A 20,447-nucleotide genomic window follows, 5' to 3' on the forward strand; every position below is an offset into this window, starting at 1 on the left:
GCAGTCCGTTGCGATCAATTTCCGCCTAAACGCGGGAAACACCGTGCTAGTATGCGGGTTTTGGCGGCGCAACGCGCGGCCCGTTTCATTCCAGAGAGCATTAGATCCCTTATCATGAAATTCGCAACGCACACCATTGCGCTGGCCTTAAGCCTGGCGCTGATCAGCCCGGCCAGCCTGGCCGAACCAGAAGACATGCCGCTGCCGGGCGATGTGCAGATGGCCCCGGCGAGCAAGCCCGCGCGCAAGGCGGCTCCCGCTAAAACCGTTCAGACTGCCGAACCGGTGCGTTCCAGCCAACAAGCCAAGCCGGCGCGTCAGGCCAAAGGCAAGCCGAAGGCGAAAGCCGGCAAGCACGGCAAGCGCCAAGCCAAGACTATCAGCGCCAAACAAGCGCGCCACGGCAAGGTGGCAGCCAAGCCAGCGGCAAAATCGACTGTTAAAAAATCGACGATCAAAAAGCCGCGCCACTCAGCCAAAGCCGCAAAGCGCCCTGCGCATAAAGCTTCGGCCAAAAAAACCAGCAAAAACAAAGTGGTTGGCAAGAGCGCCAAAAAGCCGCATAAAAAAGTGCAGAAAAAGACGCGTTAACGGCTTGCCAAAGCCATTGAGGCGCGACATAATACGCCTCTCTTCGCCGGTGTAGCTCAGTTGGTAGAGCACCTGACTTGTAATCAGGGGGTCGCGAGTTCGATTCCTGCCGCCGGCACCAGAATTTAGTAAGGAAAACAACGGGTTAGATGCCACTGGCTTCTAGCCCGTTTTCCTTTCTGCTTCCGATGTAGGTGAATTTGTACCGTGAAGCCTCCCCACGTACTCCGCCAAGTGTTCCTTGGATAAGTGGGCATAGCGCTGCACCATCTCCGGCGACTCCCAGCCGCCCAGCTCCTGCAAAACATGCATAGGCGTTCCAGCCTGTGCGAGCCAAGACGCCCACGTATGTCTTAAGTCATGCCATCGAAAGTTTTCGATGCCCGCACGAACGAGCGCCGCACGCCATGCTTTAGTATTGACTTGAACAATAGGGCTTCCCTTGTAAGCGAAAACATATTCCTGATTCTTGCCCATTTGCGAACGCACGATGGCGACGGCGGAGTCATTTAGCGGAACCGAGTGATCGTTGCCATTCTTAAAATCATCTCCGTCCACATAAACTAACCGTCGTGCCATGTCGATCTGCGACCACTTGAGGCCAGTCACGTTCGACTTCCGCAATCCAGTTTGCAAGCTAAACCCGGCCATGGCGGAAAGGTGGGGGGGCAGCTCCCCCAGCAGCCTCTCCGCTTCCTGAGGTGTAAGCCAGCGAATGCGGCGCTTTGCTTCGGGCTTCAGAATGAGGGCAGGGGCGCGGTCTATCCACTGCCAGTGACGCTCGGCGCGCTTCAGAATTGCACGCATCAGCGCCAGATAACGGTTATAGGCCACATCGCCACCGGACAGTCGCTTTGCAGCTCTATGAATGTCATCGGCGGTAAGCTCATGGATATAGCGGCTTCTGAAGATGGTTGTGTACCGCTTAATCATCTCAGCATCACCCTGAAGAGTACGCTTTGTCACCTTTTCATCCAGCCAACGCAACGCGGCCTCCTCCCATGTCCTTAGCGGCTTTTCGCCAAGTTTCTCGATCTTCCAGAGATCGTGCTTAAGTTTGTCGTGCGCTTCTTGTGCTGCGAGCCTGTCAGTTGTTCCAAGCGACCGCTTAATTCGTCGGCCACTTGCTGTTGTGACGTCGGCCCAATAGATATTGCCTCTGCGGTAGACTGCCATTGCTTATTCTCCTGCACCGCACTTCCGCACCTCTGATTTTCGGTGCTGTTCAAATAATCATCAATCGCTTGTTGGCTGATCACCCATGATTTCCCTGGTTTCTTGGCCCGGATGACTCTATCGCGGCACAATTCCGCAACACGTCGCGGGCTGCAAAGCAGTTTTTTGGCGGCCTCGAATTTATCCATGTCGCTTCCTAAGTCATTTCATGTGATGAGTGCATCCGCGGCCAGTGCGCCGGGCTGAACGACTGGCCATTGTTGTGCCGCTCCGGATGGTGTGTAGAGGGCAGGGTGCGCATGCGCTTCGGCACGACCTGCGGAAACAACAAGGCCGCCATCGTGGGCGACCTATTGGTGCGTTGGGTTGTCTGCGTCATGCGAGCGCCCCTATCGTCAGTTCGACGACTTCGAGCAGCGTCTCGACATCGCAGTCGTTGTCGATAGTGAGGTCGCGCGGGTGACGGGGCAGTGCGATTTCGGTCGAATGCTCTGCTGACGCCTCATATCCTGGCCGGTCGATGTGCCAGACCCAGCCGCCCAGTTGTCGGATCAGGTCGGCCTCTGCTGTCGGGATCGGTGCGCTGGCGGCGTAGCGCAGCCCGGACACGACAACCGGAGCCGCAGAGGCTTCGATCTTCTCGCGCACCGCGCAGATAAAATAATCCCACCCAGCCGTCGCGCGCCGGTAGTCGCCCCATTGTTGCTGGAGCCACCGCGGAGAACGTGACTCACGCAGCTCGGCGAATTTCTCCGCTATTGGTCGATGCCTCAGCCAATCAATGAAACCCTGATTCTCGCAGTACCCAAGGGCGAGGAAATTGTCATTGACGTCTTTAAATGTTTGATCTTCGAATGTGTCAATCGCCAGGGCAGGGTAGGCTGCGCGCAGTTCCTCCCTGATCTTGTCGGCGAAACCGACTTTAACGAAGCCATGCTTTGCAACGAGGTGGTCAGCGATGGTGTCTTTGCCGGATTTCTTCGGGCCGGCGAGTCCGATTATTTGCATGGGGTTCTCCAAAAACTAAGGCCGCTCGGTGGCGGCCTGGGTGGTCATCGCGGCGTCGATGGCCGCGTCGAATTCTGCTGCTGTTGGAATGGCATCAGGGCCGCGTTCCCCGCATACGCGTTTCCCAAGCTCATACATCGCCTCGCCCATGGGGTTGTTTTCCAGCTCGCCAGATACCAGCCCATCACGCAGTTCCCGATACCGCGCCGCGTCCTGCTCCAGCGCTGCATAGCGCTCATATGCCTTTACGCGCTCCAGTGGCATGTCAGGTCGCTCCAGCAGGATGCGGGCGCGCTGCACTTGATTGTCGTGCTTGGCCTTCCAGTGGTCGTGCTCCTGCTCCTGCTCCAGCTTTGCGATGCGCGCGGCCTTGGCTTCGTTGTCGGCCATCAGAGCCAGGACGGTGGCCGGGTTGGCTGCGGCGATGTAGGTTGCGTCGAGCTCTGCGCCGGTGAAATGCCTTGTGAATCGCTCCAGCATGTCCTGCTGATACCAGAAGACGCCGGGCCGGTGCGCAGCCTCGGCCGCTGCGTGGAGTTCAGTGAGTTGTTCCTTGGTGATCATTGGGCATCCTTTCTCATGCCTGCTGTCAGCGCGCCCCACAGCGCATCAGATCGCCGCTTTGCTTCGTTGGCCGCAAACTGGCAGCTTTGGCCTTTTTTCTTGCCGCAGTAGCCGCCGCAGGTGCGGCATTTTGGTTTCTTGGGTTTGGTAGTGGCCATCACTTCGCCTCCATCTGCTTCTCACGCCACGCGGCGAACCCGCGCCGGCGCTTTAGGTTGTTCCAATGCCCACACACTTTGCAGCAGTAACCTTGGCTAACACCATTCAGACGAAGATGCATCAGATCTGACTTTGACATCGTTGGCATTGGCGCTTTGCACTCACTGCACTCGGTTTTCATGTTTTCTCTGCTTTGATGAAAACAATGGTGACGATATAAAAATTGTTCACGTGCAGGGGATTGGCAACTGTTAAAAGGCATAAAAAATGACGATTGGAATTTTGGTGAGCCTGTTAACCCTGACATTGCTCCACGCCATGTTCAACTGCGGTTTTCATGTCTCTCCTTCCATGCCTTCTTTGCAGCTCGGGCAGTAGTAGGTGCCCAGGCCCGGCGCGTCCGGGTCCGGGATGAAGTTGGCCGGCGGCTCGCCGACGAAGACGGTCCCGCCCACCGGCTTGGTGTGGACGTGCGGCGCGTGGCCGTAATTCGGATACAGCGGGATTCCCTCCAGCCCGGTGCAGTGCTCGCACGCCATCACTACCCCCCTTTCTCAAGCAGAATCAGCTCGCCAAGCACCAGGTAGTCGCGCCAGGACCTGGGCTGTAGATCTGCGTTCGTCACCGGCTGGGCGCTGGCCATCTCGTCATTGGGGTCTGGGTCCACCCATTCGACGTAATGCCAGTCAGCGACATCCCGCAGAGTGGCCCACGCCGACTTGTCCCACCAATCTGAGCCGTCCATGCTGGCATCAAACCCGCCGAAGCCCTTCGTCCCCTTCAATACCCCGCCCGCGTGCCAGGTGTAGTCGGTCATGTCGTTTTCGGACGGGGTCCACGAGCAGCGGGCATATAGAGGGTTGATCTTGATCACCAGCGCGTGGGCTTTCGCGCACAGCTTCTTGAACTGGCGCGGGTTCATGTGTGCGATCATGCGGCATCCCCGCTCTTTCATCAGGTTCTCTCTGACGATGCTCATGCGGCACCGCCTTCCTCCACCTCTGCCGCAAGGCGCGCGGAGGTGTCTTGAGTCGGAGCGGCCGGGAGCGGTTGCCAATGGGTTGGTTGGATGCCGCATATATTCCCGGTCTGCCAGCTTCCGTGGCTGTAGTAAATCGTATCCACATCCCAGCCAAGCGCGGTAGGGTGATCTTGGTCATACTCAGGCTTCCAACTGCTTGATCCGCGGTGGTAGTAGAACTTGCCGTAGGCGATTATTTCGCGGCTATCAGTGGGCGCGGTTCCAATCGGCTGCCACTTGCCCGGCGCCTGCTGTTCGACCTGGGCCGGCGCAGGCGCGGCGGCGAGCAGGTCGGCCACATACGCGACCAGCTCGCCGCGGTTTTCTTCCAGATTGCTGCCCAGCCCGCCGAATCGATGGCCTGGCGTGCTGTCGATGTGATAGGCAGATTGGCATGCGCTTACCCAATCCAACAGTTCGCGTTGCCATCCATCAGGTATACCCGGCGCCGGCGGCTTTTCGAGCGCATCCGCCATTGCGTCGGCGTAGGCGTACATCTCGGTCATGTTCAGCCGGTGACGGCGTTGGCGGTAGCTTTGTGCAAGCTGATGCGCTACCGGCTCGCCGGCTGGCACCAAGCATTGCGTATTGGACGAATTAATGCTTCCATATACTTTTGTCATGTCGCCTATTCTTTCAGCGGGAGGTTGTAATGCAAAAGATAAAAGGAGTTGAGATTGCTGTAACTGAGGGATCTGTTGTGAAGACATTTCACAATCAAACAGTTGAGGTGGATTTTGTTGCTCCTGGGATTTATCAAAGTGCAGACGGGCCGACCGATCTAATAATCAGACCTAGGGAAGTGATTTGGGTCGGGGGAAACATAGATTCAGTGATAAATGCTGAACGTATTGCCATCGTACGGAGTGGGGAAACAATTATTGACGGGGAGTACGAAAAGTCTTCCGAGGTCAAAATTGAAGGTGGTGTTTTATTTAAAGTGGGTAGGTAGCACAAGTTCCCCCGGTGTCTTTGCGATGGTCTTTAATACCGTTGCTGCCGTTACGCCGTGCTCTGCAGTGGTCTGCTGCGACAACAGCGCGCGCGGCGTCGATCAGGTTCTGTTGCATTCTGCCTCCCTCTCTTCCTTGTCGTTTTGCGCCTTGAGCGCTGCAAGAGCAATTGTGAAATGCTCCGGGCCTTGGCCGTCGCCATCACCGCCGTATAGCGCAATGCGGACCACGTCCAGCGCCAGCTTGATTGCCCAGGTTTCAAACCCTTCCTCTGTGAGCAGAGCGCCAAGTGTGCACAGCTCCTCCTCCGCGACTTCAAGGGCTTGCTGCATCATCACGATGGTATTGATCACCGGCTTGGCTTCGGCGTTTTTGACGATGTGCTGGGCTTGGTCCCATGCAGCGTACATCTCGGGGGTGATCGGCCCAGCGTGCTGAGCCGAAACCATCGCCTTGCAGGCGTGCAGCATGGTCCCGTATGCAATTGCGACGGACGTCGGCGGCGTGTTGGGCTTGGAGTTCTGTTGCATATCACGCCTCCACTTTCTTGAACTCGATCACCCAGACCCATGGGTTGGCGTTCCAGCTGCCAGCGCCATTGATTTGCTCCCATAATTCGCGAAAAGGTTCGACTGCGGCGCGCTTGTAAATCGCGGCTCGTTCTTCCGCGCTTGCGCCAAATAACCACATCTGGCGTACCTGTTGAGGGGTGATGCCCTCGGCCTTGGCATCCGCTTCGCTGATGTCCTGCAGCCGCTCGACCCTGATGTCGGTTATCTCCAGCAGGATGGTGGGAATTCGATCTGTCGGGGTGTCCGGCTCAATGATTTCAAGCTCTGCGCCTGATACAAGTTGGCATATGGCAGATTGGGTCATGCCAAGCATTCTTGCCGCATGGCGCTGGCTGAAAAGCCCGCGCTCAATCCCCCATCTGACGTGCTCGCGCTCAACATCGGAAAGCTTGGCGGAATGATGCTTTTCTCCCTCAATACCATTTCCATGGAACTTTCTGTCGCGCCAATTTTCAGCCTGTGTACCCCACGCTAGATTTTCAGGAAGACTATTTTCAGGATTGCCATCAAGATGGCGAACTTGTGCGCTGTCAAATGGGGCTGCCCCGTAGAATGCTTCACAGACTAATGAGTGCACCGTTCTAGTTGTTTTTCGGCTGCCGTCCATAATGGTGACTGACGGGTAGCCATTAGCATTGCCATGGGCTTTTAACGGTCGCCAGTCCCCCCTGGCGCGCGAGTAGATAACCCCATCACTACCGGCGCAGTAATTTCTGCCAACGTGCGGGATTCCCTTGGAAACAATCAGCCGGTCGCCGGGCTGGCCGTAGGGGCATTGGCCGTCGATGAATCCGTGTTGCCACGCTGCGTCAACTTGCTGGCTCAGCGTAAAGCCGTCGATCCATGCGTCCATCTCGCGCAGTCGCTCTTCGGTTACGTCGGGTTGCGGCTTGATGATCCGCCGCGTCATGGTCTTTGCATCTGCCAGGACTGCGCGAACCATGGCGCCGGTGTACAACATCGGGCGTTCTTTCATGCTCACTCCCAATAAAAAAGGCCCGTTCGGGGCCTGATTTGCCGGTGTGTATCCAGCAGCCGGTCATGCGGCAGCATCAAAAGTCGCGGAGCAGGGTGAATGCTGTTGCTGCCACTCTCGGAACCTGTCCATTGCCAATGGCTTTAAGTCGGTCCACTCTTGCAGTCACTCCGGTTGCGACTCGCGGGATGTATTCCAACGCTTCGCGGCGTTGACTCTCCCCCATTCCGCTAGGCATGCAGCCCCGCAAATTGATGAACGGCGCGTCCGCTTGGGCAGGAATTCTTGACTGCATACTTTGCAGGTCGCTGGCTCTACAGTCCCCCGACCCCAAGTGCCGTCCAGCATGTGGTCCGCTTTGTGGCATTTGAGGCAAAGGATTTCGACATTTTCCGGAGAGTTGTTTGCTGGATTTCTGTCCTTGTGGTGGCGTTGCAGGGTCTCTGTCGAACCACATCTCTCGCAGGCCGTTGCTTTGAAAATACGCTGCGCCGCTTTCCGCCCAGTGTTTCCAGTTTTCATTTTTCATTGGTTCCAAAGATGTCCATCCCAAGGGCCAATTCATCAACCACTCGACCCAATCCGGGTTCAGTTGGCCACCCTCCGAAGCCATAACCGCGTGGTCCAATCGGTCGTTCTCGCGACTCTCGCCAGACTTGCGCGTCAGGGCCGCTGGAGATGATCCCTTGCTCGCGCTCGCTGTCGGAGTCGGCCACTTCCTCGCGGAGATCGCTTCGATCAGCGTTTCGCCCTCCCGTCCCTGGCTTGACGTTGGCGTTGGCCAAAACTTTGCGGCATGCTCTAGACCGACCTGAACTTTCTTCCCATTGTGATAAGCCGTCCTCCCTCGCCAGTCGGTTACATGCTTGCAACTCCGGCCGCCGTTCGGGACATTTGGCGTGGGCCACAAGCCAGATGCGGTCGCGCTCATGGGGCGCGCCAAGGTCGGATGCTGAAATACAAGCCCACTGCGCGTCATACCCCAACGCGGCAAGGTCACCGAGGACCACTGCAAGGCCTCGTCGAACAAGCAGCGGTGAGTTCTCCATGAGGACGTCTGGGGGTCGTACTTCACCGATAATTCGTGCCATTTCTCGCCAGAGCCCGGAGCGCGCGCCGTCGATGCCTGCGCCCGCGCCGGCGGCGCTGATGTCCTGGCACGGGAAGCCGCCAGAAACCACGTCAACAAGGCCTCTCCATGGCCTGCCGTCAAAGGTGCGCACGTCATCCCAAATCGGGAAAGGCGGGAGAATGCCGTCATTCTGTCGGGCTGCAAGTACAGCTGCGGCGTAGGGTTCCCATTCGACGGCACAGACGGTGCGCCATCCGAGGAGGTGGCCGCCGAGTATTCCTCCACCAGCGCCCGCGAAAAGTGCCAGCTCATTCACGTGATCTCCTCAAAACTCCGTCGATGCAAACAGGTCTGGAACTTCCTCGCCGCTGTCCGCGATCTGCTGCAAGCGCTCGCGGAAACTGATGGTCGGGCCGCTTCGGCTGTCTTCGATGCAAAAGCGAAGGCGATCTAATTTGCTGCTATCTATCTCTTCCGCGTCCTGCCAGTCCTTCGGGTCCGCCGAGATGCTTTTGTAGAACGTGATGGCCTCTTCCTTGCTGCGCGCCACCACACAATCGCAGTCGTTCATTGCGTAGATCTGGATGCCGTTGATGCTGTTGTTCATGGTCTGCTCCTCGCGGGCGTTAAAAAGCCCACACGCGTGGGCTTCGTTCAGACCGGCCAGGGCAGCGCCGGTGTCGGGTGCTTCAATCAGGTGGGACATTGCCATTCCTCCGGGCCTTCGTTGTCTTCGTTCATCTCGATGTTGGCCTTCTCCCAATCGCCGGTCCGGTAGAACGCGGTCGAGTGCTCCAGCTCCTCGCCCAGTCGGCGGATAGCCCACGCGATGGCCTCATGCGTTGCCGTGCGGCAGTCGTGGCCGTGGCCTGGCTCCGCCGGCCGGTCAAAGTGGAAAATCTCGACTTTGTCAGCGGTGATGACGATGCGCAGCGGCTCGTCGGGCGGATCTTGCGTTTGCTGCGGGTTCATATGCCTCCTGTCGTGATGTAAAAATTATTGACGGCACATGCCAATCCTGAAGGAGTAAATCAATGCATTACGTCGAACTGCTGGCCGCCCTGAAACTGGAGTCATTTATTGCTGAATGTCCAGGTTTGCTTCCTCTCATCAAAGAGCAAGCGTCCAACTGGTTAATAGAGAACGAGCTTGGCAAACTCGAATTTAGGGATGGGGTTAGAGAAGTCATTGATAGAATTTTGGATCGCCAGTCCTAGATTCTGTTGATCGGAGCGCCGGGGTTCAGCCGGCGCCATGCTGCAAGGTCGTCTTCATTCATGGAGTCACCTTCCTGTAAACCTTGAGCTGCCGCTCCCGGCGCACGATCCGCAGCAGCCCAGCGTTGACAGCATCAGTACAGATCAGCCGCGCTGATTCGATGCTGAGGCAGAGCAATTTGGCGACGTCCGCGCTCGTGAACTCGCCGCGCGGCATGTCTTCTACGCGATGCTCAACACGATCAAGCGAGTACCGCGCGCCGGCCGGCCGCCGCTTCTTCGGTTCAGGCTTATAGAAGAGGTGCGCGAGGCCGGGCACGACGCGCGGCTCGCTCTTTATGTCGGGGTACATCACGCCGCGAGCCTTGGAATGCCCACGGCGTCACTGGCGGCGTTGCGGTCGTACATCTCTTTTGCGCAGGCGGCCAGCGTGGCGAGTTGTTCGTCCTTGGCCGCGATATCGCCCTGCAGCTTTTCGATTTGGCGGGTTTTCTCGTCCAATTGCCGGGCGAGGTTTGCAATTTCCATCGCGTAGCGCATGGTGGTGATGTGGGTGTTCATGTTTCTCTCCTGGCGCGCTTGCGCCAAAACGAAGCCCGCCAGGTGGGCGGGCTGTATGGGCGGGGCGGGTTATTCGGCTTCGGCCTCTTGGGCCAAGTGCAGCATCACGCTGCCTCCTTGAGCTGTTGGCTATCTTCCAGGCCTCCCAGCGCTTCCACCAGCGCCTCGACCAGTTCGCCCAGCTCCTCGCTCATCAGCAGGAAGGTAGCCGCAAACAGGCTTTCGCGGTCGTCGCCGGCCTGGCTGGCCTCGTCCTGCAACAGGTCCAGGAACTGGATGCTCTTGAGCTGCATAGTGTCGGTCAGCTTGAAGCAAATCTTCTCGTTCCAGATTAGGCCCAGCGTCGTCACCTGCTTGCCGGTTGCGATATGCTGACGAATCTCGTCGCTGGTCAGGTCGATGCGGCTGACCTTCACCGTTGCGCCGTTCTCTCCGCAATCTTTCAGCACCGCATCGGCGCCCAATTCAAACGCGCCTGGGGCTTCCCCGGCGGCCAGCCAGTCCGTCATCGCGGTGTGCGGCGCGATCTTGGTGCGCGGCAGGGCGGCCGGGAAGGGCGGCAGTGCCTCGCGCAGCTTGGAGACCAGCCCCTCGGCACGCGGAGCGCTACCGGTGTCGGCGATCAGCCAGCCGCCGGCGATGAGAGCCGGCACGCGGGTCGGCTTCGTGAAGGCTCGCGGCAGCAGGTCATCGGTGATCTGCTCCTTCAGTGCCAGCTTTTCCTTGCGGCCGACTTTGCGCAGCTCCTTGGCTTCAATCTCAGCTACCTTGGCGTCGACGGTTTTGCGGATCACCGCCGCTGGCAGCACCTTGTCCTCGCGCAGCAGCTTCACCAGCATGTGGCCGCGGGTCGAGAATACAGGCTCTTCGAGGTGGGTGGCCGGCGCTACCCAGCCCTCGCTGAACCAGTCGAGGCCGGCGCAAGGCTGAAAGGGGCGCTTGGACAGTGCCTCACTCAGGCGGATGGCGTCCGGCGCATCGGTGAGCCGGAACAGGGTTGCGTTGTTGAACCAGGTCATGCGGCCTCCTTGGTCTGCTTTTTAGAGCTGTCGTATTGCTGGATGCCCCAGGCGATGGCGTAGCAGGCCCATGTAAAGTGGAATGTTGGGCGCTTGAAGTTGTACTCGAACAGGTCTTCGAACTGAAAATCGTGCTCTCCAATGGTGTAGATGAAGTCGTAGGCGGCGAGCTGGGCGCGGTCTTCACCATTGTCGATTTCAAACAGCACCCGGGTATCGACGGCCTCCCATAGCTCGCGTCGGTGCTCGCGCGGGATTCCCAGATCGTGCGCGCGGCGGATCATGTTGCGGCGGTATTCATTGACGACGGCGCGGAATCTGTCTTGGTCGAACTCGGCGTGTCCGCCGCGTGGCGTGGCGCGGAGCTTTTCGGCCCAATATCCGAGGTTGATCCTGATTTCGCCTGGCTTGGCGTAGCGCTGATCCACGCGGAAGAAGTCGAACATGTCGGGCAGCCGGCTGAAAACGTATGTTTCCATGTCCCCGGTGATGCATAACTGCCCCGGCCAGGTGTGCAGGTCAAAGTAGTACGCCGAATCGCCGGGCCGCTTGAAGCGTATATGCCGGTACAGACCGTCATCGCGGATGATTTCCATCTTGTGATCGGCGACGTCTTTGAGAAAACGCTCTTGGGTGCAGGTCATGCTGCATCCTTCGCTTTCACATCCCCCTGAATCTGTGCCGCTGTGCTCTCGGTTTCGTTTGCGCACTTGGCCACGACTGCCGAGAGTTCACGCATCTTCTGGATGCTGGTCATCATGCGGCTGCCATCAAGTTCACCAGCCAGCAGCGCGCGGATGACCTGGGCGTTCTCGGCAGTGATCTTGGACAGGTCGATGCCGTGGACGTGGACCACATTCATCAGGGTCTGGACCGGCTTGGGGATGTTGCGCTCGTTTTCGTACCGGCTACCGCCTGATTGGGTGACGCCGATGGCGCCCCAGAACTGCTGCTGGTTGAGGCCGGTGCTGCGGCGGATGTCGCGGGGGTTTTGCATGTTGGCTCCAAAATTGATGAAGCCCGCTGAGCGCGGGCTTGCTTGATCATGGCGGCGCGTATCCACATGCGCCGGCGGTGGGCTGTTACTGGCATTACATCGAATAGGTGCTGAAGCGGCGCTGCAGGCCGAGAGGGGCGAACGGTATATCGTCGTCCAGATCATCCATATGCTTCGGTGCAGGGCGTTGCTCCTGACGCCGCGGCGCGGCAGGCGGATCTTGTCGGGATGGCTGCGACTCGCCGGCTTCCTGCCTGCCACTTTGAAGGCTCAGCTCGTTGACGCGCACATCCGGGGACAGGCGCTTGTTACCATCCTTGTCTTCCCATTCGCGCAGGACCAGTTGGCCGTAAACGGTCACTTGCTGGCCCTTGGCCAGGTAGTTCTTCAGCGATTCACCGCGTTTGCCCCACACCTGGCAGCTGAACCAGTTGGTGCTCTTGCGCTCGCCAAAGCCAATGTCGCTGGCCACGCGGAAGGTGAGGATGGGATCGCCAGATTGCGTGTAGCGCAGTTCGGCGTCGGCGGCCAGGCGGCCGTCAAAGGTGATGCTGTTCATGGTGTCCTCAATACTGGATGGCGACGTGGCGCACTTGTTTTTTGACGATGGCGCAGACCACGGCCTTGGCTTGTTCTTCGTTCAGGCCGGTGGCCATCAGGTCGTCCAGCGCCTCACGGTTGACCATCGCACGGTGGGCAGTATCGGCTGCGCGACGGCGTTCTTCTGCGGCTTTGGCCTCGACTTCCTGCTCTTGCCGGCGCCGTTCGGCCGCTGCAGCTTCCTCTGCGGCGCGCTTGGCTTTTGCTTCAGCCTCGATGGCCGCCTGCTTGGCACGCTCTTCAGCTTCCAGCCGATCCTGCTCGGCCTTCGCCTCTGCTTGGCGGATGCGCTCCTCGGCCTCTGCCTTCTCGCGGAGGGCGCGAGCCTCAGCGTCTTTGGCGCGCTGCTCGGCGGCCATGCGCTCTTGTTCCGCTCGCTCGGCGGCGAGCTTGGCGTCAATTTCGCGCTGTATGGCGGCCTGGCGTTCGGCTTCGGCCTTCTCCTCAACTTCGCGTCGCGCTTTCTCTTCGGCCTGCCGAGCAATCTCGGCGTCGCGCTTTTGCTGGGCGCGCAGCTCGGCTTGGCGCTTCTCCTCGGCCAAACGGTCATGCTCGCGGTTCATCAGCAGGCCGATTTCGTGATCGGCTTCGATCTGGCGGGCGAGGGCGGCAGCCTCTTCGGCGGCCTTCTGTTCAGCGGCGATGCGTTCTTGCTCCGCTTCCCAGTCGGTCAGGGGCTTGCGAACCGAGTCGCGGAGGGCGTCGCATTGCGTGACGAAGTCGCGCAGCTCCTCCTCGATCTTCTTGGGCAGCTCCTTGACCAGCTTCAGGTAGTCGCGGCCCGGCTTCTCGACAGCCGTCTTGCTCTGGCTGACCTTGTAGGCTAGCGAGGCGATACGGTCGCGGCCCTTCTTGGTGGATAGGTCGGGAACTTCGTTGACCATGGCCTTGATGTGCTCGAAATACACATCCAGGCCCTTGCCGGTGTATATGGTAGGCGCTTGTTTGGCGTCGATTTCCAGCGAGACAGCTGGGATGGTTTCGGTTGTCACGCTATGCCGCCTTTCTGGTGTCGATCAGATTCGTCCATTGATCACCGAACGTGTAGCCCAACTTCGCCAGGTGGTTGTCCATCTCGTAAGTGAATTGGCCAACTGCATCAGCGAAGGTCTTCATCTTGGCTTCATCGCGATCAATCTTGATGCTGTGCATGATGTAGTTGCGCACGTCTGGGTCATGATTAGCGAAAACCCACTGCTCGCGGCCAGTGACAAACATCGAGAACTGAACCTGCTCGATGTATTCCGGCTTGATCTCGCCATTCAGGACAAACTTGAGATACACGGCGGTGTTAAACGGGTTTTTTGCCTCAATCCCGCTTGTGTCTCCGAGCAGCCCGTCAGGGCTTGCGCCGAAGCGCATGGTGTCGTCGCCATAGACAAACGGGATGGTTTCAACTTCGAGGCCGGCATCAAAACCGTACAATCCCACGCATGACTCTTCATAGTCATGACCCCATGCAGAGGCTTTTCCTCCGGAGCGCTTCTGCTGGCCCGTGGCGACTTCGGCTATCAGCTCCATCAGGTAGGTGTTGCGCATGTCGGACGGGACGGGAGGCAGAAGGGAGCGAACAAACTTTGTGCATTCTGCCTTGGTTCCTTCGAATACCTTGCCGTCAAATTCAACCCGGTTGATGCGGCCCGTCTTGACGATTTCGAGGTCGTCCGGGAACGGCGCCATGCCGCCGGTGGCAATTAGATCTTTGGCCCGGCTGGCCGTGATTACGCCGAGGCGCATTGTTTCCCAACTATCGGAGCCCTGAGCGACGGCTGCGCCGTCGAAACCCATGTGCCGCAGCGTTAGGCGGGTTAGGTCAGATCTAAGCTGCTTGTTGCTGCGGGGGATCATTGAGTTTCCTTTCAACGAATCGAATGAACGTGTCCATGTCCAGCTCGGTCACAGCTTCCATGGGCTGCCCCTTGTAAGGGGCGTTTTTCGGATAGACGGCAGAAAGCTGTTGCCAAGTGCGGCCGTAGCCTTCCAAGAGCGCCGTAAGGTGTGCTTGCTGCTCTCCTGTGCATGGCGTGATGTCGCGTTCCGGCTCGCGGGCATAGCCTTCGCCGCCCTCAGTGTCCATGTGATAGATGGCCTGCTGCAGACGCTCGCGATGCGGCCAGTATTTGGATGCTTGCTTGACGACCGTCTTCTTGATCATCTCCGGCTCGTCCGTTACCCAGGGGCATTTCTTGGAGTTGTCCTGCTGATACTTCTTCCATGCCTCGGAGCGGTCGCGGATCGAGTGAATGTCCGCAATGGTCATGCAGTGGGTGAGGTAGTCGCCGCCATCCGTCTTGACGACCACATACGCGCCGATGATCTTGCCGCGCTGCTCCTCGGTGGCGAAGGGGCTGTATTTGTGGACCGGGGCTGTGTCGATTGCCGTCAGCTCGAACGTGTCGCTCTCGCGGACGATCAGTGCTTGCCCCCATTGAACGGCGCCGGTTTGCTGGGCCAGGTGCATCATGCCCATGTAGCTGATGTCGAGGCATACCTTGCTCTTGCGCGGCACCAGATAGGCTTGTTTTTTGGCCGGGTTCAGGCTGATGCCGATGGCAGCGACATTGGTGACGGCATCCACCAAGGATTGACGATTGCTGTAAGCGACTTTTGCCAGGTATTCACTGCTCTGGATGATCTGCATGGCGAAGCCGGCTTCGGCTTCGAAATTCAGCGACTTGTCGGCCAAGACCGCGTCAAATTGCGGCGCGATGGCTGCAATGTCGCCTTGCAAGACTTCAAGTTGGGTGGCCATGGCCTTCTCATAAAAGAAAGCCCGCTTACGCGGGCTTGTTGATTGCAAACAGGATGTCTTCGACGACGTGGCGCTCGCGCCGCTTTTGGGCCGCGCGCCGTGCATGTTGAGGCGTATCTTTCAGTGAGCCGCCTTGCTGGACCATTCGAGACTTTAAGGCGCTGTGCATGCGGTCCAGGTGGATGGTGCGGATCATGCAGCCCTCTGCATCAGGTCGTGAGCGTAGTTGTCGGCTGCGGCGTCCAACATCTGGATAGTTTTGCGCCGAGCAGGGCAATCCGGCATGGCGTACACAAGCGCCAGCACCTGGGCGGCCATCGCCATCGTGGCCTCGTTGCGATTGGCCACATCAGACCAGTCGATGCCGTCTGCGGTGTACTGCTCACGCAGGTGCTCAAACTGGAAGTCGACCGATTCGGCTAGGGTTTCGCTATGAATGTGGCGGGCGATAGCGCCTTGAACAGGGCAGAACAGACGTGCGTTCATTTCAGTTGCTCCACGGCTTGCGCCACAGTTACAACGGTGAAGAAAAGGGAAGTTGCGATGAGGCCGCCAAGGACGTTCTTGATTGCCGCTATTGCCGCCCTCATACCCGCGACATTCCCGTCGGCAGGCAGTCCGGCAGCATGGTGTCTGCGCGGGCAAGCGCTTCACCCTTGCTGCGGGCCAGAACGACCAGGTTGTCGATCCGCTGGCGGGTGCGCGGAAATTGGAAATGGACGCGGAAGCCGGCGAGCGCGTGCACGGCGTAGCTGCCGGAGTTGGCAGCTTGCAGCGTGCGGCAGCTGACGTTGATCTGTGCGGCGGCCGGCGCCGCGGTAGCGTTGGCGATCATGCTGATTCCTTTCCTAACAAAGTGCTGCGAGCTGCAGCGAGCTTTCTGGGGTCGTCATACCGGACCTTTCCTGCCCATGCGCAGCACTCGGTCCACCACGTATTCAGGACGCCTGGCGATGGGCTTACCGAAAAGCCGCCACCGTCATATCTCATCGCATGAAAATGAGGTGTTTCCCCACAGAACGGACAAACGGCAAGAGACACGCCTTCCGGGATCACGACTTCTTTGATGGCGGAAAGCTCGGGTGGAACATCCATCCACTCAAGGCCTGCGGGTACAGTTACCCTGTAGCCATCCCAATAATCAAAATCCGGCGACAGTACTTTCTCGAATCCCGCCCAGCGATCCCGATATTTGCGCTTGGCGATCACCATCAGGCCGTCGCAGGCTTTGCTGGGCATTCGCCAAAGGTATTCGCCAGCGGCGGCCGGGCGATGCTCGCTGTATTTGATCCAGCTCATGCTGCTTTCCTTTCTTTAGGTTGCAGCAGGTCGGCATTTCGAACCCGGCCAACTGCTGCGAGGATTTCATCTGCTCCGATGAGGCGCACCAGGTCATCGGCGGGTACGCTCTGCAGGATTTCTTCCAGCGCCACGCCCTCGATGTGGACTTCCATCTTGGTGCGAGTGGCGATGGTGCGCGGTCTGATGCTGGCCAGGTCCGCATAGATGGTGATGTCGATCTTGGGCATTGTGTGCTCCAGAAAAAAGAAACCCCGCGAGGGGCGGGGTGTAAGGTCAAACGAGGAGAAACCTGCGAATCGCAGGGGTGGGGCGACTGGCATGATCCATCATCCAGCCGGGGAAGGCGTGGCCCTCGGCCCCACCGCTGAAATCAGCGGTCCTACCGGCATCAGGCTACCCGTGAGGGCTGCCGGCGCTGTTGCACGGGTCTACGATGGTCCGTGACCTACCCATCTGTGCATATCGGTTGGGGTGCGCAACCGGAAGATGTCCCGCTTTCGCGGCCCCGGCACAGTACGGGGGTCTACACAGCATTGCTGAACGTCTTGCGGCTCCTGCCCGGGTGGCGCCCGGTATGCGCGGCCAGCGCTACACTTGCTCGTACAAGGCGTTCAGCAATGCAGCCGGCGTGGCGCCGGCGGCGGCTTAGGCGGCCTTCAGTTGCTTCGGGCGGCAAGTCGTTTCTTTGTCGCTGCCGTCTTCCTGCACCTTGATGAAGTCGCCCTTGGCGCCCTTGGTGATGTCGATGATCTTGCCTTTGCCCGGGCGTCCGTGGATGGTGGTGAAGCTGACCGATTGGCCCTTCTTGAAAACCTGTTCGCTCATGCGATGTCCTTTCGTGTTGAAGCGTTGACCTACACGGCTGACGACTCAATCCCAAGCTCATCCAGGTTGCGCGGCCTGGCATATAGTCGGCGGGACTGGGGTAGCCGACTTTCGAGAATCGTCATGCGTGTAGGCGCCCGTCTTTCCGGGCCGTCAGCACAGTCTTTCCTGTGGCTAGTCACGTTCGCTGTTGGCCGCGTAGTCTCGCACCCTATGATTTGGCTCAGTCGCAAAGCCCGCCCTCCGGAACTGCCGAAGCGAATCAGTCGTGTTGGTAGACATTTATCAGGGCCGTCTTGAACACGAGAAGCCATCCAGCCCCGGTAAATGCACTCGCTGGAATGCACTTACCGGGTAGCCGCTTACGGCGGCTAGTCGCTCAAGCCGTTAAGGCCGCTCTCGCCTGTTTGCTGCTGCGCGTTCTCTCACGCCGTCACGAATCTTTCGTCCATCGTTGCGCCGCTATCGACAATGCGGTATGCCGTTGCGTGTATAAGGCTGATTGAGTGCGCTATCCGCTCGCCACGCGGTCAGTGCCCCATGCGCCGCAGCGCTTCCCTTGGCTGGGTAACTCGCCTATCGCCAACTCCACCCGTTTGCTTCCTGCTCGGTCGCCTGGCCGTGGTCGCCAGTGCTGCAAAACTTCACTCCCCCGTTACTCGCCACGGTGGGCTTGGCGCTTACGTTGTCATTGGTCCGCTCCTTGCGGCCCTCTCACGCGACATGCAGTTGCTGCTGCATGACTTGGCATACTTCCTCAGATCAGAGACCTGACAGGGGTGCCGCACTTCTGCGCCCTGGGCTGTGCCGTATCGCTGTGGGTTGTTAAGGATCGGTGCGCGGTGTGTTGCGCTGTTGAGATAAGGTTATACAGGTACTAACCATTCATCAAGATAAAAGTTACTCGTGTACCCACTGTGTTGTATTTTTGGTTATCCAGTGACATATCGTGCTGATGCCTCCTAAGAACTAAAATGCCAATGTCAATCACAAGTGGTGTCTATATGCGTAATATCTTAATTAGCGCCATATTTTTTATTGGACTTAGCGCCTGCGCGACGCAGCCTGTTTCATTCGCCACTGCCAAGCCGGTAGAGCCGAGCAAAGTTATGGATGCCGGAGAAGGTAGTGCGCAGATACTGGTAAAGCGTGATGCCGGGATGGTCGGCTCAGCCTGTGATACCCGCATCTATGTGAATGGAAAGTTGCGCGCCCTGCTGGGGGCCGGTGAGGTTGTCAGGTTGAGGAGCAACCCTGGATCAGTGGTGATTGGTGCTGAGCCAAATGGAGCATTTTGTGGTGGCAATTTGAAAGAGGTTGCTGGCGTGGTTACGGCAGAGCAGGAAGCACGCTTCCGAGTGCTGATCGATCAGTCTGCTTCAATGTCTGTCGTACAGACAGCTACAGACTGAGGTCCCGGCATGGCATTAATAGCTTGTTATGAGTGCAACAAAGAGATCAGTTCCAAAGCGAAGGCCTGCCCTGGCTGCGGAGCCAAGAGGAAGAGGTCGCCAATCTGGATCGGCTTGGCGCTTGGCCTCGGGGCAATGGTTGGGACGTTTGTCCTTGTCTCTGCGGTAATGATGAGCTCAGAGGACAAGGCAATTGCGACGGCTAAAGAGGGTGTCCGTCGCAGTCTGAAGAGCCCTGAGTCAGCACAATTTCGGGACGTTTCGTTCAGAAAAGAGAAAGTCGAAGGCGAGTTCACAAGCGGCTACATTTGCGGCCATGTAACAGGGTTAAATTCTTTTGGGGTATTGGCCGATGAGAGGCGTTTTGTCGCGCGCGCCTTCTTCGGGGGCAGAGTGCTTGATGTGACGAATTTGCAAATCGAACCTGGCCCTGGGCTAGATGGAAATGCGGCTTCCAGAGCTTTCGAGTTGACCTACTGGACACCTGCTTGCGGCTGATATTTGACGCATAAAGGTATCGTTACTGCCTCTGAGATATCACCATATCCTTAGTACCAACAGCACTGGATTGATATGAAAACTTGGGGTTCTATTCTTTTGCTCATCGCAGGAGGCCTCCTCTTTGCTGGGCTGACCTACGACACAACCGTTATTGCCATGAGCGGCAATGCTGTAAACAACAACGGCCTGATGCATAACCAGTCCATGATTCTTGGCGCTTCCGGCTTCGCCTTCCTTGGGGGATTGATCTTGCTTGCCTTGGGCGCCAGGGCTGGGGAAGGGGGCGCTGGCGATCTTGCCAAGACCCCTTACGTCCGCGCGCTGAACTTCATCATGACAAATAATATGGACGGGCTTTTAGCCGAACTGCGCAAGCCTGATCTCCATTTGAATTCAACAGATGAGAGCGGCTTGACGCTTCTGCATCATGCAGTAGCAAAGCGTAATTACGAGGCCGTCAAAGCCTTGGTAGACAGGCACGTAAGGAAAGACCTTCGTGATAGCCAAGGCAGGCTTGCTATTGATCTGGTCGACGACACGCCAGAAGGGACCAGGATTCGGGACATGCTGGAAATCATTTAACAAAAACTGGAGCCCATCAATGCTGAAGTTTGGGGCAGCTTTCGCAGTAATTGTCATGGCGGCACGTGCCTTAGCCGCAACTTCTCCGATCCCGGCATACGACGGCCCCCTAAAGTGCGAGTCGAACACTGTCGATGATCTTTGGATGGACCATCGTCTAGGCTGCATTACGGTAGGGCAGCGGTTCGTAGACTACACCGCGGGTAGGGCAGGAACGTCTGTGCCAGGTATGGCATATGTCATTAACGAAAAACTCGTCACAACAGACTGGAAGGTGTTGAACGGTAAGGCGCGTTACTACCAACACTTTCTATGCATTAAGAATCCTCCCGCTGGCGTGTCGGGCTGGCTTGTTGCCGGCGACATTGGCCAGGCAATGAAGACAGTCGGCCCTATCAGTTCCGTGGCTGGCATCAACTTCATATCAACTGCGGTGTCGGGCGGCGATCGCAATGGCTGGGAGGTGATGGCCTGCGACCCAGCAAAGCATCCCGTGATAGTCGACTACAACACCGGCAAGATCGAGTCGGTGAATCCGGAAGCTTTGAAGGCGATCAACGTCTACGAGCTGCCTTCGGACTGAAGTG

The 20,447-nt window shown here is 58.2% G+C and carries 34 protein-coding genes, 1 tRNA gene and 1 pseudogene; 7 read left to right on the forward strand and 29 right to left on the reverse strand.

Annotated features, from left to right (window positions below):
- Positions 1-51 precede the first annotated feature (51 nt).
- Both ACUXV1_RS15285 and ACUXV1_RS15290 read left to right on the forward strand, forming a co-directional pair.
- Positions 52-591 carry a hypothetical protein gene (locus ACUXV1_RS15285; RefSeq protein WP_446015962.1) on the forward strand — a complete coding sequence of 180 codons (540 nt, stop codon included), beginning with the start codon at positions 52-54 and terminating at the stop codon, positions 589-591.
- A 45-nt stretch (positions 592-636) separates the two neighbouring features.
- Positions 637-712, forward strand: a tRNA-Thr gene (locus ACUXV1_RS15290).
- Between the two features lie 41 nt (positions 713-753).
- Here the strand turns inward: ACUXV1_RS15290 and ACUXV1_RS15295 are convergent.
- From ACUXV1_RS15295 to ACUXV1_RS15330, 8 genes and pseudogenes are all read right to left on the reverse strand, one after another.
- The gene (locus ACUXV1_RS15295) at positions 754-1,767 is read right to left on the reverse strand and encodes a tyrosine-type recombinase/integrase (protein ID WP_446015961.1); all 1,014 of its coding nucleotides are present in this window, start codon (positions 1,765-1,767) and stop codon (positions 754-756) included.
- Positions 1,768-1,823: 56 nt separating this feature from the next.
- A pseudogene (locus tag ACUXV1_RS15300) lies at positions 1,824-1,955 on the reverse strand (hypothetical protein); the annotation flags it as partial.
- A 187-nt stretch (positions 1,956-2,142) separates the two neighbouring features.
- On the reverse strand, positions 2,143-2,775 hold the full coding sequence (locus tag ACUXV1_RS15305; protein WP_446015960.1) for a hypothetical protein: 633 nt from the start codon (positions 2,773-2,775) through the stop codon (positions 2,143-2,145).
- A gap of 15 nt (positions 2,776-2,790) precedes the next feature.
- A complete protein-coding gene (locus ACUXV1_RS15310; protein ID WP_446015959.1) occupies positions 2,791-3,339 on the reverse strand; it encodes a hypothetical protein in 549 nt (182 codons plus the stop codon).
- Positions 3,336-3,497 (reverse strand): hypothetical protein, encoded by a 162-nt coding sequence (locus ACUXV1_RS15315; RefSeq protein ID WP_446015958.1) that lies wholly within the window; start codon positions 3,495-3,497, stop codon positions 3,336-3,338. The genes ACUXV1_RS15310 and ACUXV1_RS15315 overlap by 4 nt, the downstream gene beginning before the upstream one ends.
- A 336-nt stretch (positions 3,498-3,833) precedes the next feature.
- On the reverse strand, positions 3,834-4,037 hold the full coding sequence (locus ACUXV1_RS15320; RefSeq protein WP_446015956.1) for a hypothetical protein: 204 nt from the start codon (positions 4,035-4,037) through the stop codon (positions 3,834-3,836).
- Between the two features lie 2 nt (positions 4,038-4,039).
- Complete coding sequence (locus ACUXV1_RS15325) at positions 4,040-4,477, reverse strand: hypothetical protein (protein WP_446015955.1); 438 nt, start codon at positions 4,475-4,477, stop codon at positions 4,040-4,042.
- Positions 4,474-5,142: a hypothetical protein gene (locus ACUXV1_RS15330; protein WP_446015954.1), complete on the reverse strand. Its 669-nt coding sequence runs from the start codon at positions 5,140-5,142 to the stop codon at positions 4,474-4,476. Before ACUXV1_RS15330 ends, ACUXV1_RS15325 begins: the two co-directional genes overlap by 4 nt.
- A gap of 29 nt (positions 5,143-5,171) precedes the next feature.
- On the opposite strand from ACUXV1_RS15330, the gene ACUXV1_RS15335 reads away from it, so the two are divergent.
- Positions 5,172-5,471 carry a hypothetical protein gene (locus ACUXV1_RS15335; protein WP_446015953.1) on the forward strand — a complete coding sequence of 100 codons (300 nt, stop codon included), beginning with the start codon at positions 5,172-5,174 and terminating at the stop codon, positions 5,469-5,471.
- A gap of 102 nt (positions 5,472-5,573) precedes the next feature.
- Here ACUXV1_RS15335 and ACUXV1_RS15340 read toward each other — a convergent pair whose 3' ends face one another.
- From ACUXV1_RS15340 to ACUXV1_RS15365, 6 genes are all read right to left on the reverse strand, one after another.
- Positions 5,574-6,002, reverse strand: a complete 429-nt coding sequence (locus ACUXV1_RS15340) for a hypothetical protein (RefSeq protein WP_446015952.1) — start codon at positions 6,000-6,002, stop codon at positions 5,574-5,576.
- 1 nt (position 6,003) lies between these two features.
- On the reverse strand, positions 6,004-7,020 hold the full coding sequence (locus tag ACUXV1_RS15345; RefSeq protein ID WP_446015951.1) for an HNH endonuclease: 1,017 nt from the start codon (positions 7,018-7,020) through the stop codon (positions 6,004-6,006).
- A 165-nt stretch (positions 7,021-7,185) separates the two neighbouring features.
- Positions 7,186-7,542, reverse strand: a complete 357-nt coding sequence (locus ACUXV1_RS15350; RefSeq protein WP_446015950.1) for an HNH endonuclease signature motif containing protein — start codon at positions 7,540-7,542, stop codon at positions 7,186-7,188.
- Complete coding sequence (locus tag ACUXV1_RS15355) at positions 7,539-8,408, reverse strand: DNA cytosine methyltransferase (RefSeq protein ID WP_446015949.1); 870 nt, start codon at positions 8,406-8,408, stop codon at positions 7,539-7,541. Before ACUXV1_RS15355 ends, ACUXV1_RS15350 begins: the two co-directional genes overlap by 4 nt.
- Before the next feature lie 9 nt (positions 8,409-8,417).
- On the reverse strand, positions 8,418-8,798 hold the full coding sequence (locus tag ACUXV1_RS15360; protein WP_446015948.1) for a hypothetical protein: 381 nt from the start codon (positions 8,796-8,798) through the stop codon (positions 8,418-8,420).
- Positions 8,786-9,064 carry a hypothetical protein gene (locus ACUXV1_RS15365; RefSeq protein ID WP_446015947.1) on the reverse strand — a complete coding sequence of 93 codons (279 nt, stop codon included), beginning with the start codon at positions 9,062-9,064 and terminating at the stop codon, positions 8,786-8,788. The genes ACUXV1_RS15360 and ACUXV1_RS15365 overlap by 13 nt, the downstream gene beginning before the upstream one ends.
- Before the next feature lie 62 nt (positions 9,065-9,126).
- On the opposite strand from ACUXV1_RS15365, the gene ACUXV1_RS15370 reads away from it, so the two are divergent.
- Entirely contained in the window at positions 9,127-9,309 is a 183-nt protein-coding gene (locus ACUXV1_RS15370; RefSeq protein ID WP_446015946.1) for a hypothetical protein, read from the forward strand.
- 58 nt (positions 9,310-9,367) lie between these two features.
- Here the strand turns inward: ACUXV1_RS15370 and ACUXV1_RS15375 are convergent, their stop codons facing one another.
- The 15 genes from ACUXV1_RS15375 to ACUXV1_RS15445 all read right to left on the reverse strand — a co-directional run bounded on the left by ACUXV1_RS15375 (position 9,368) and on the right by ACUXV1_RS15445 (position 17,365).
- The gene (locus tag ACUXV1_RS15375; protein ID WP_446015945.1) at positions 9,368-9,664 is read right to left on the reverse strand and encodes a hypothetical protein; all 297 of its coding nucleotides are present in this window, start codon (positions 9,662-9,664) and stop codon (positions 9,368-9,370) included.
- Positions 9,661-9,870, reverse strand: coding sequence for a hypothetical protein (locus ACUXV1_RS15380; protein ID WP_446015944.1), 210 nt, complete (start codon positions 9,868-9,870; stop codon positions 9,661-9,663). The genes ACUXV1_RS15375 and ACUXV1_RS15380 overlap by 4 nt, the downstream gene beginning before the upstream one ends.
- Before the next feature lie 104 nt (positions 9,871-9,974).
- Positions 9,975-10,889, reverse strand: a complete 915-nt coding sequence (locus ACUXV1_RS15385) for a recombination-associated protein RdgC (RefSeq protein WP_446015943.1) — start codon at positions 10,887-10,889, stop codon at positions 9,975-9,977.
- Entirely contained in the window at positions 10,886-11,533 is a 648-nt protein-coding gene (locus ACUXV1_RS15390) for a hypothetical protein (RefSeq protein WP_446015942.1), read from the reverse strand. Before ACUXV1_RS15390 ends, ACUXV1_RS15385 begins: the two co-directional genes overlap by 4 nt.
- Positions 11,530-11,886: a helix-turn-helix domain-containing protein gene (locus ACUXV1_RS15395; protein ID WP_446015941.1), complete on the reverse strand. Its 357-nt coding sequence runs from the start codon at positions 11,884-11,886 to the stop codon at positions 11,530-11,532. Before ACUXV1_RS15395 ends, ACUXV1_RS15390 begins: the two co-directional genes overlap by 4 nt.
- A 94-nt stretch (positions 11,887-11,980) precedes the next feature.
- Complete coding sequence (locus ACUXV1_RS15400; RefSeq protein ID WP_446015940.1) at positions 11,981-12,445, reverse strand: single-stranded DNA-binding protein; 465 nt, start codon at positions 12,443-12,445, stop codon at positions 11,981-11,983.
- A 7-nt stretch (positions 12,446-12,452) separates the two neighbouring features.
- A complete protein-coding gene (locus ACUXV1_RS15405) occupies positions 12,453-13,394 on the reverse strand; it encodes a hypothetical protein (protein ID WP_446015939.1) in 942 nt (313 codons plus the stop codon).
- Between the two features lie 85 nt (positions 13,395-13,479).
- Positions 13,480-14,334 carry a YqaJ viral recombinase family protein gene (locus ACUXV1_RS15410; protein ID WP_446015938.1) on the reverse strand — a complete coding sequence of 285 codons (855 nt, stop codon included), beginning with the start codon at positions 14,332-14,334 and terminating at the stop codon, positions 13,480-13,482.
- Positions 14,306-15,238 (reverse strand): recombinase RecT, encoded by a 933-nt coding sequence (locus ACUXV1_RS15415; RefSeq protein ID WP_446015937.1) that lies wholly within the window; start codon positions 15,236-15,238, stop codon positions 14,306-14,308. Before ACUXV1_RS15415 ends, ACUXV1_RS15410 begins: the two co-directional genes overlap by 29 nt.
- Before the next feature lie 25 nt (positions 15,239-15,263).
- Positions 15,264-15,434 (reverse strand): hypothetical protein, encoded by a 171-nt coding sequence (locus ACUXV1_RS15420; protein ID WP_446015936.1) that lies wholly within the window; start codon positions 15,432-15,434, stop codon positions 15,264-15,266.
- Complete coding sequence (locus ACUXV1_RS15425) at positions 15,431-15,724, reverse strand: hypothetical protein (RefSeq protein WP_446015935.1); 294 nt, start codon at positions 15,722-15,724, stop codon at positions 15,431-15,433. Before ACUXV1_RS15425 ends, ACUXV1_RS15420 begins: the two co-directional genes overlap by 4 nt.
- Positions 15,725-15,824: 100 nt before the next feature.
- Complete coding sequence (locus tag ACUXV1_RS15430) at positions 15,825-16,073, reverse strand: hypothetical protein (RefSeq protein ID WP_446015934.1); 249 nt, start codon at positions 16,071-16,073, stop codon at positions 15,825-15,827.
- Positions 16,070-16,537, reverse strand: coding sequence for a hypothetical protein (locus ACUXV1_RS15435; RefSeq protein WP_446015933.1), 468 nt, complete (start codon positions 16,535-16,537; stop codon positions 16,070-16,072). The genes ACUXV1_RS15430 and ACUXV1_RS15435 overlap by 4 nt, the downstream gene beginning before the upstream one ends.
- A complete protein-coding gene (locus ACUXV1_RS15440) occupies positions 16,534-16,767 on the reverse strand; it encodes a hypothetical protein (RefSeq protein ID WP_446015932.1) in 234 nt (77 codons plus the stop codon). The genes ACUXV1_RS15435 and ACUXV1_RS15440 overlap by 4 nt, the downstream gene beginning before the upstream one ends.
- Before the next feature lie 418 nt (positions 16,768-17,185).
- Entirely contained in the window at positions 17,186-17,365 is a 180-nt protein-coding gene (locus ACUXV1_RS15445; RefSeq protein WP_446015931.1) for a hypothetical protein, read from the reverse strand.
- Positions 17,366-18,339: 974 nt separating this feature from the next.
- Here ACUXV1_RS15445 and ACUXV1_RS15450 point away from each other — a divergent pair.
- The 3 genes from ACUXV1_RS15450 to ACUXV1_RS15460 all read left to right on the forward strand — a co-directional run bounded on the left by ACUXV1_RS15450 (position 18,340) and on the right by ACUXV1_RS15460 (position 20,443).
- The gene (locus ACUXV1_RS15450) at positions 18,340-18,777 is read left to right on the forward strand and encodes a hypothetical protein (RefSeq protein WP_446015929.1); all 438 of its coding nucleotides are present in this window, start codon (positions 18,340-18,342) and stop codon (positions 18,775-18,777) included.
- A gap of 573 nt (positions 18,778-19,350) precedes the next feature.
- A complete protein-coding gene (locus ACUXV1_RS15455) occupies positions 19,351-19,860 on the forward strand; it encodes an ankyrin repeat domain-containing protein (protein WP_446015927.1) in 510 nt (169 codons plus the stop codon).
- A gap of 229 nt (positions 19,861-20,089) precedes the next feature.
- Positions 20,090-20,443: a hypothetical protein gene (locus ACUXV1_RS15460; protein WP_446015925.1), complete on the forward strand. Its 354-nt coding sequence runs from the start codon at positions 20,090-20,092 to the stop codon at positions 20,441-20,443.
- Positions 20,444-20,447 lie beyond the last annotated feature (4 nt).

It is taken from the genome of Chromobacterium sp. W521 (assembly GCF_052805975.1).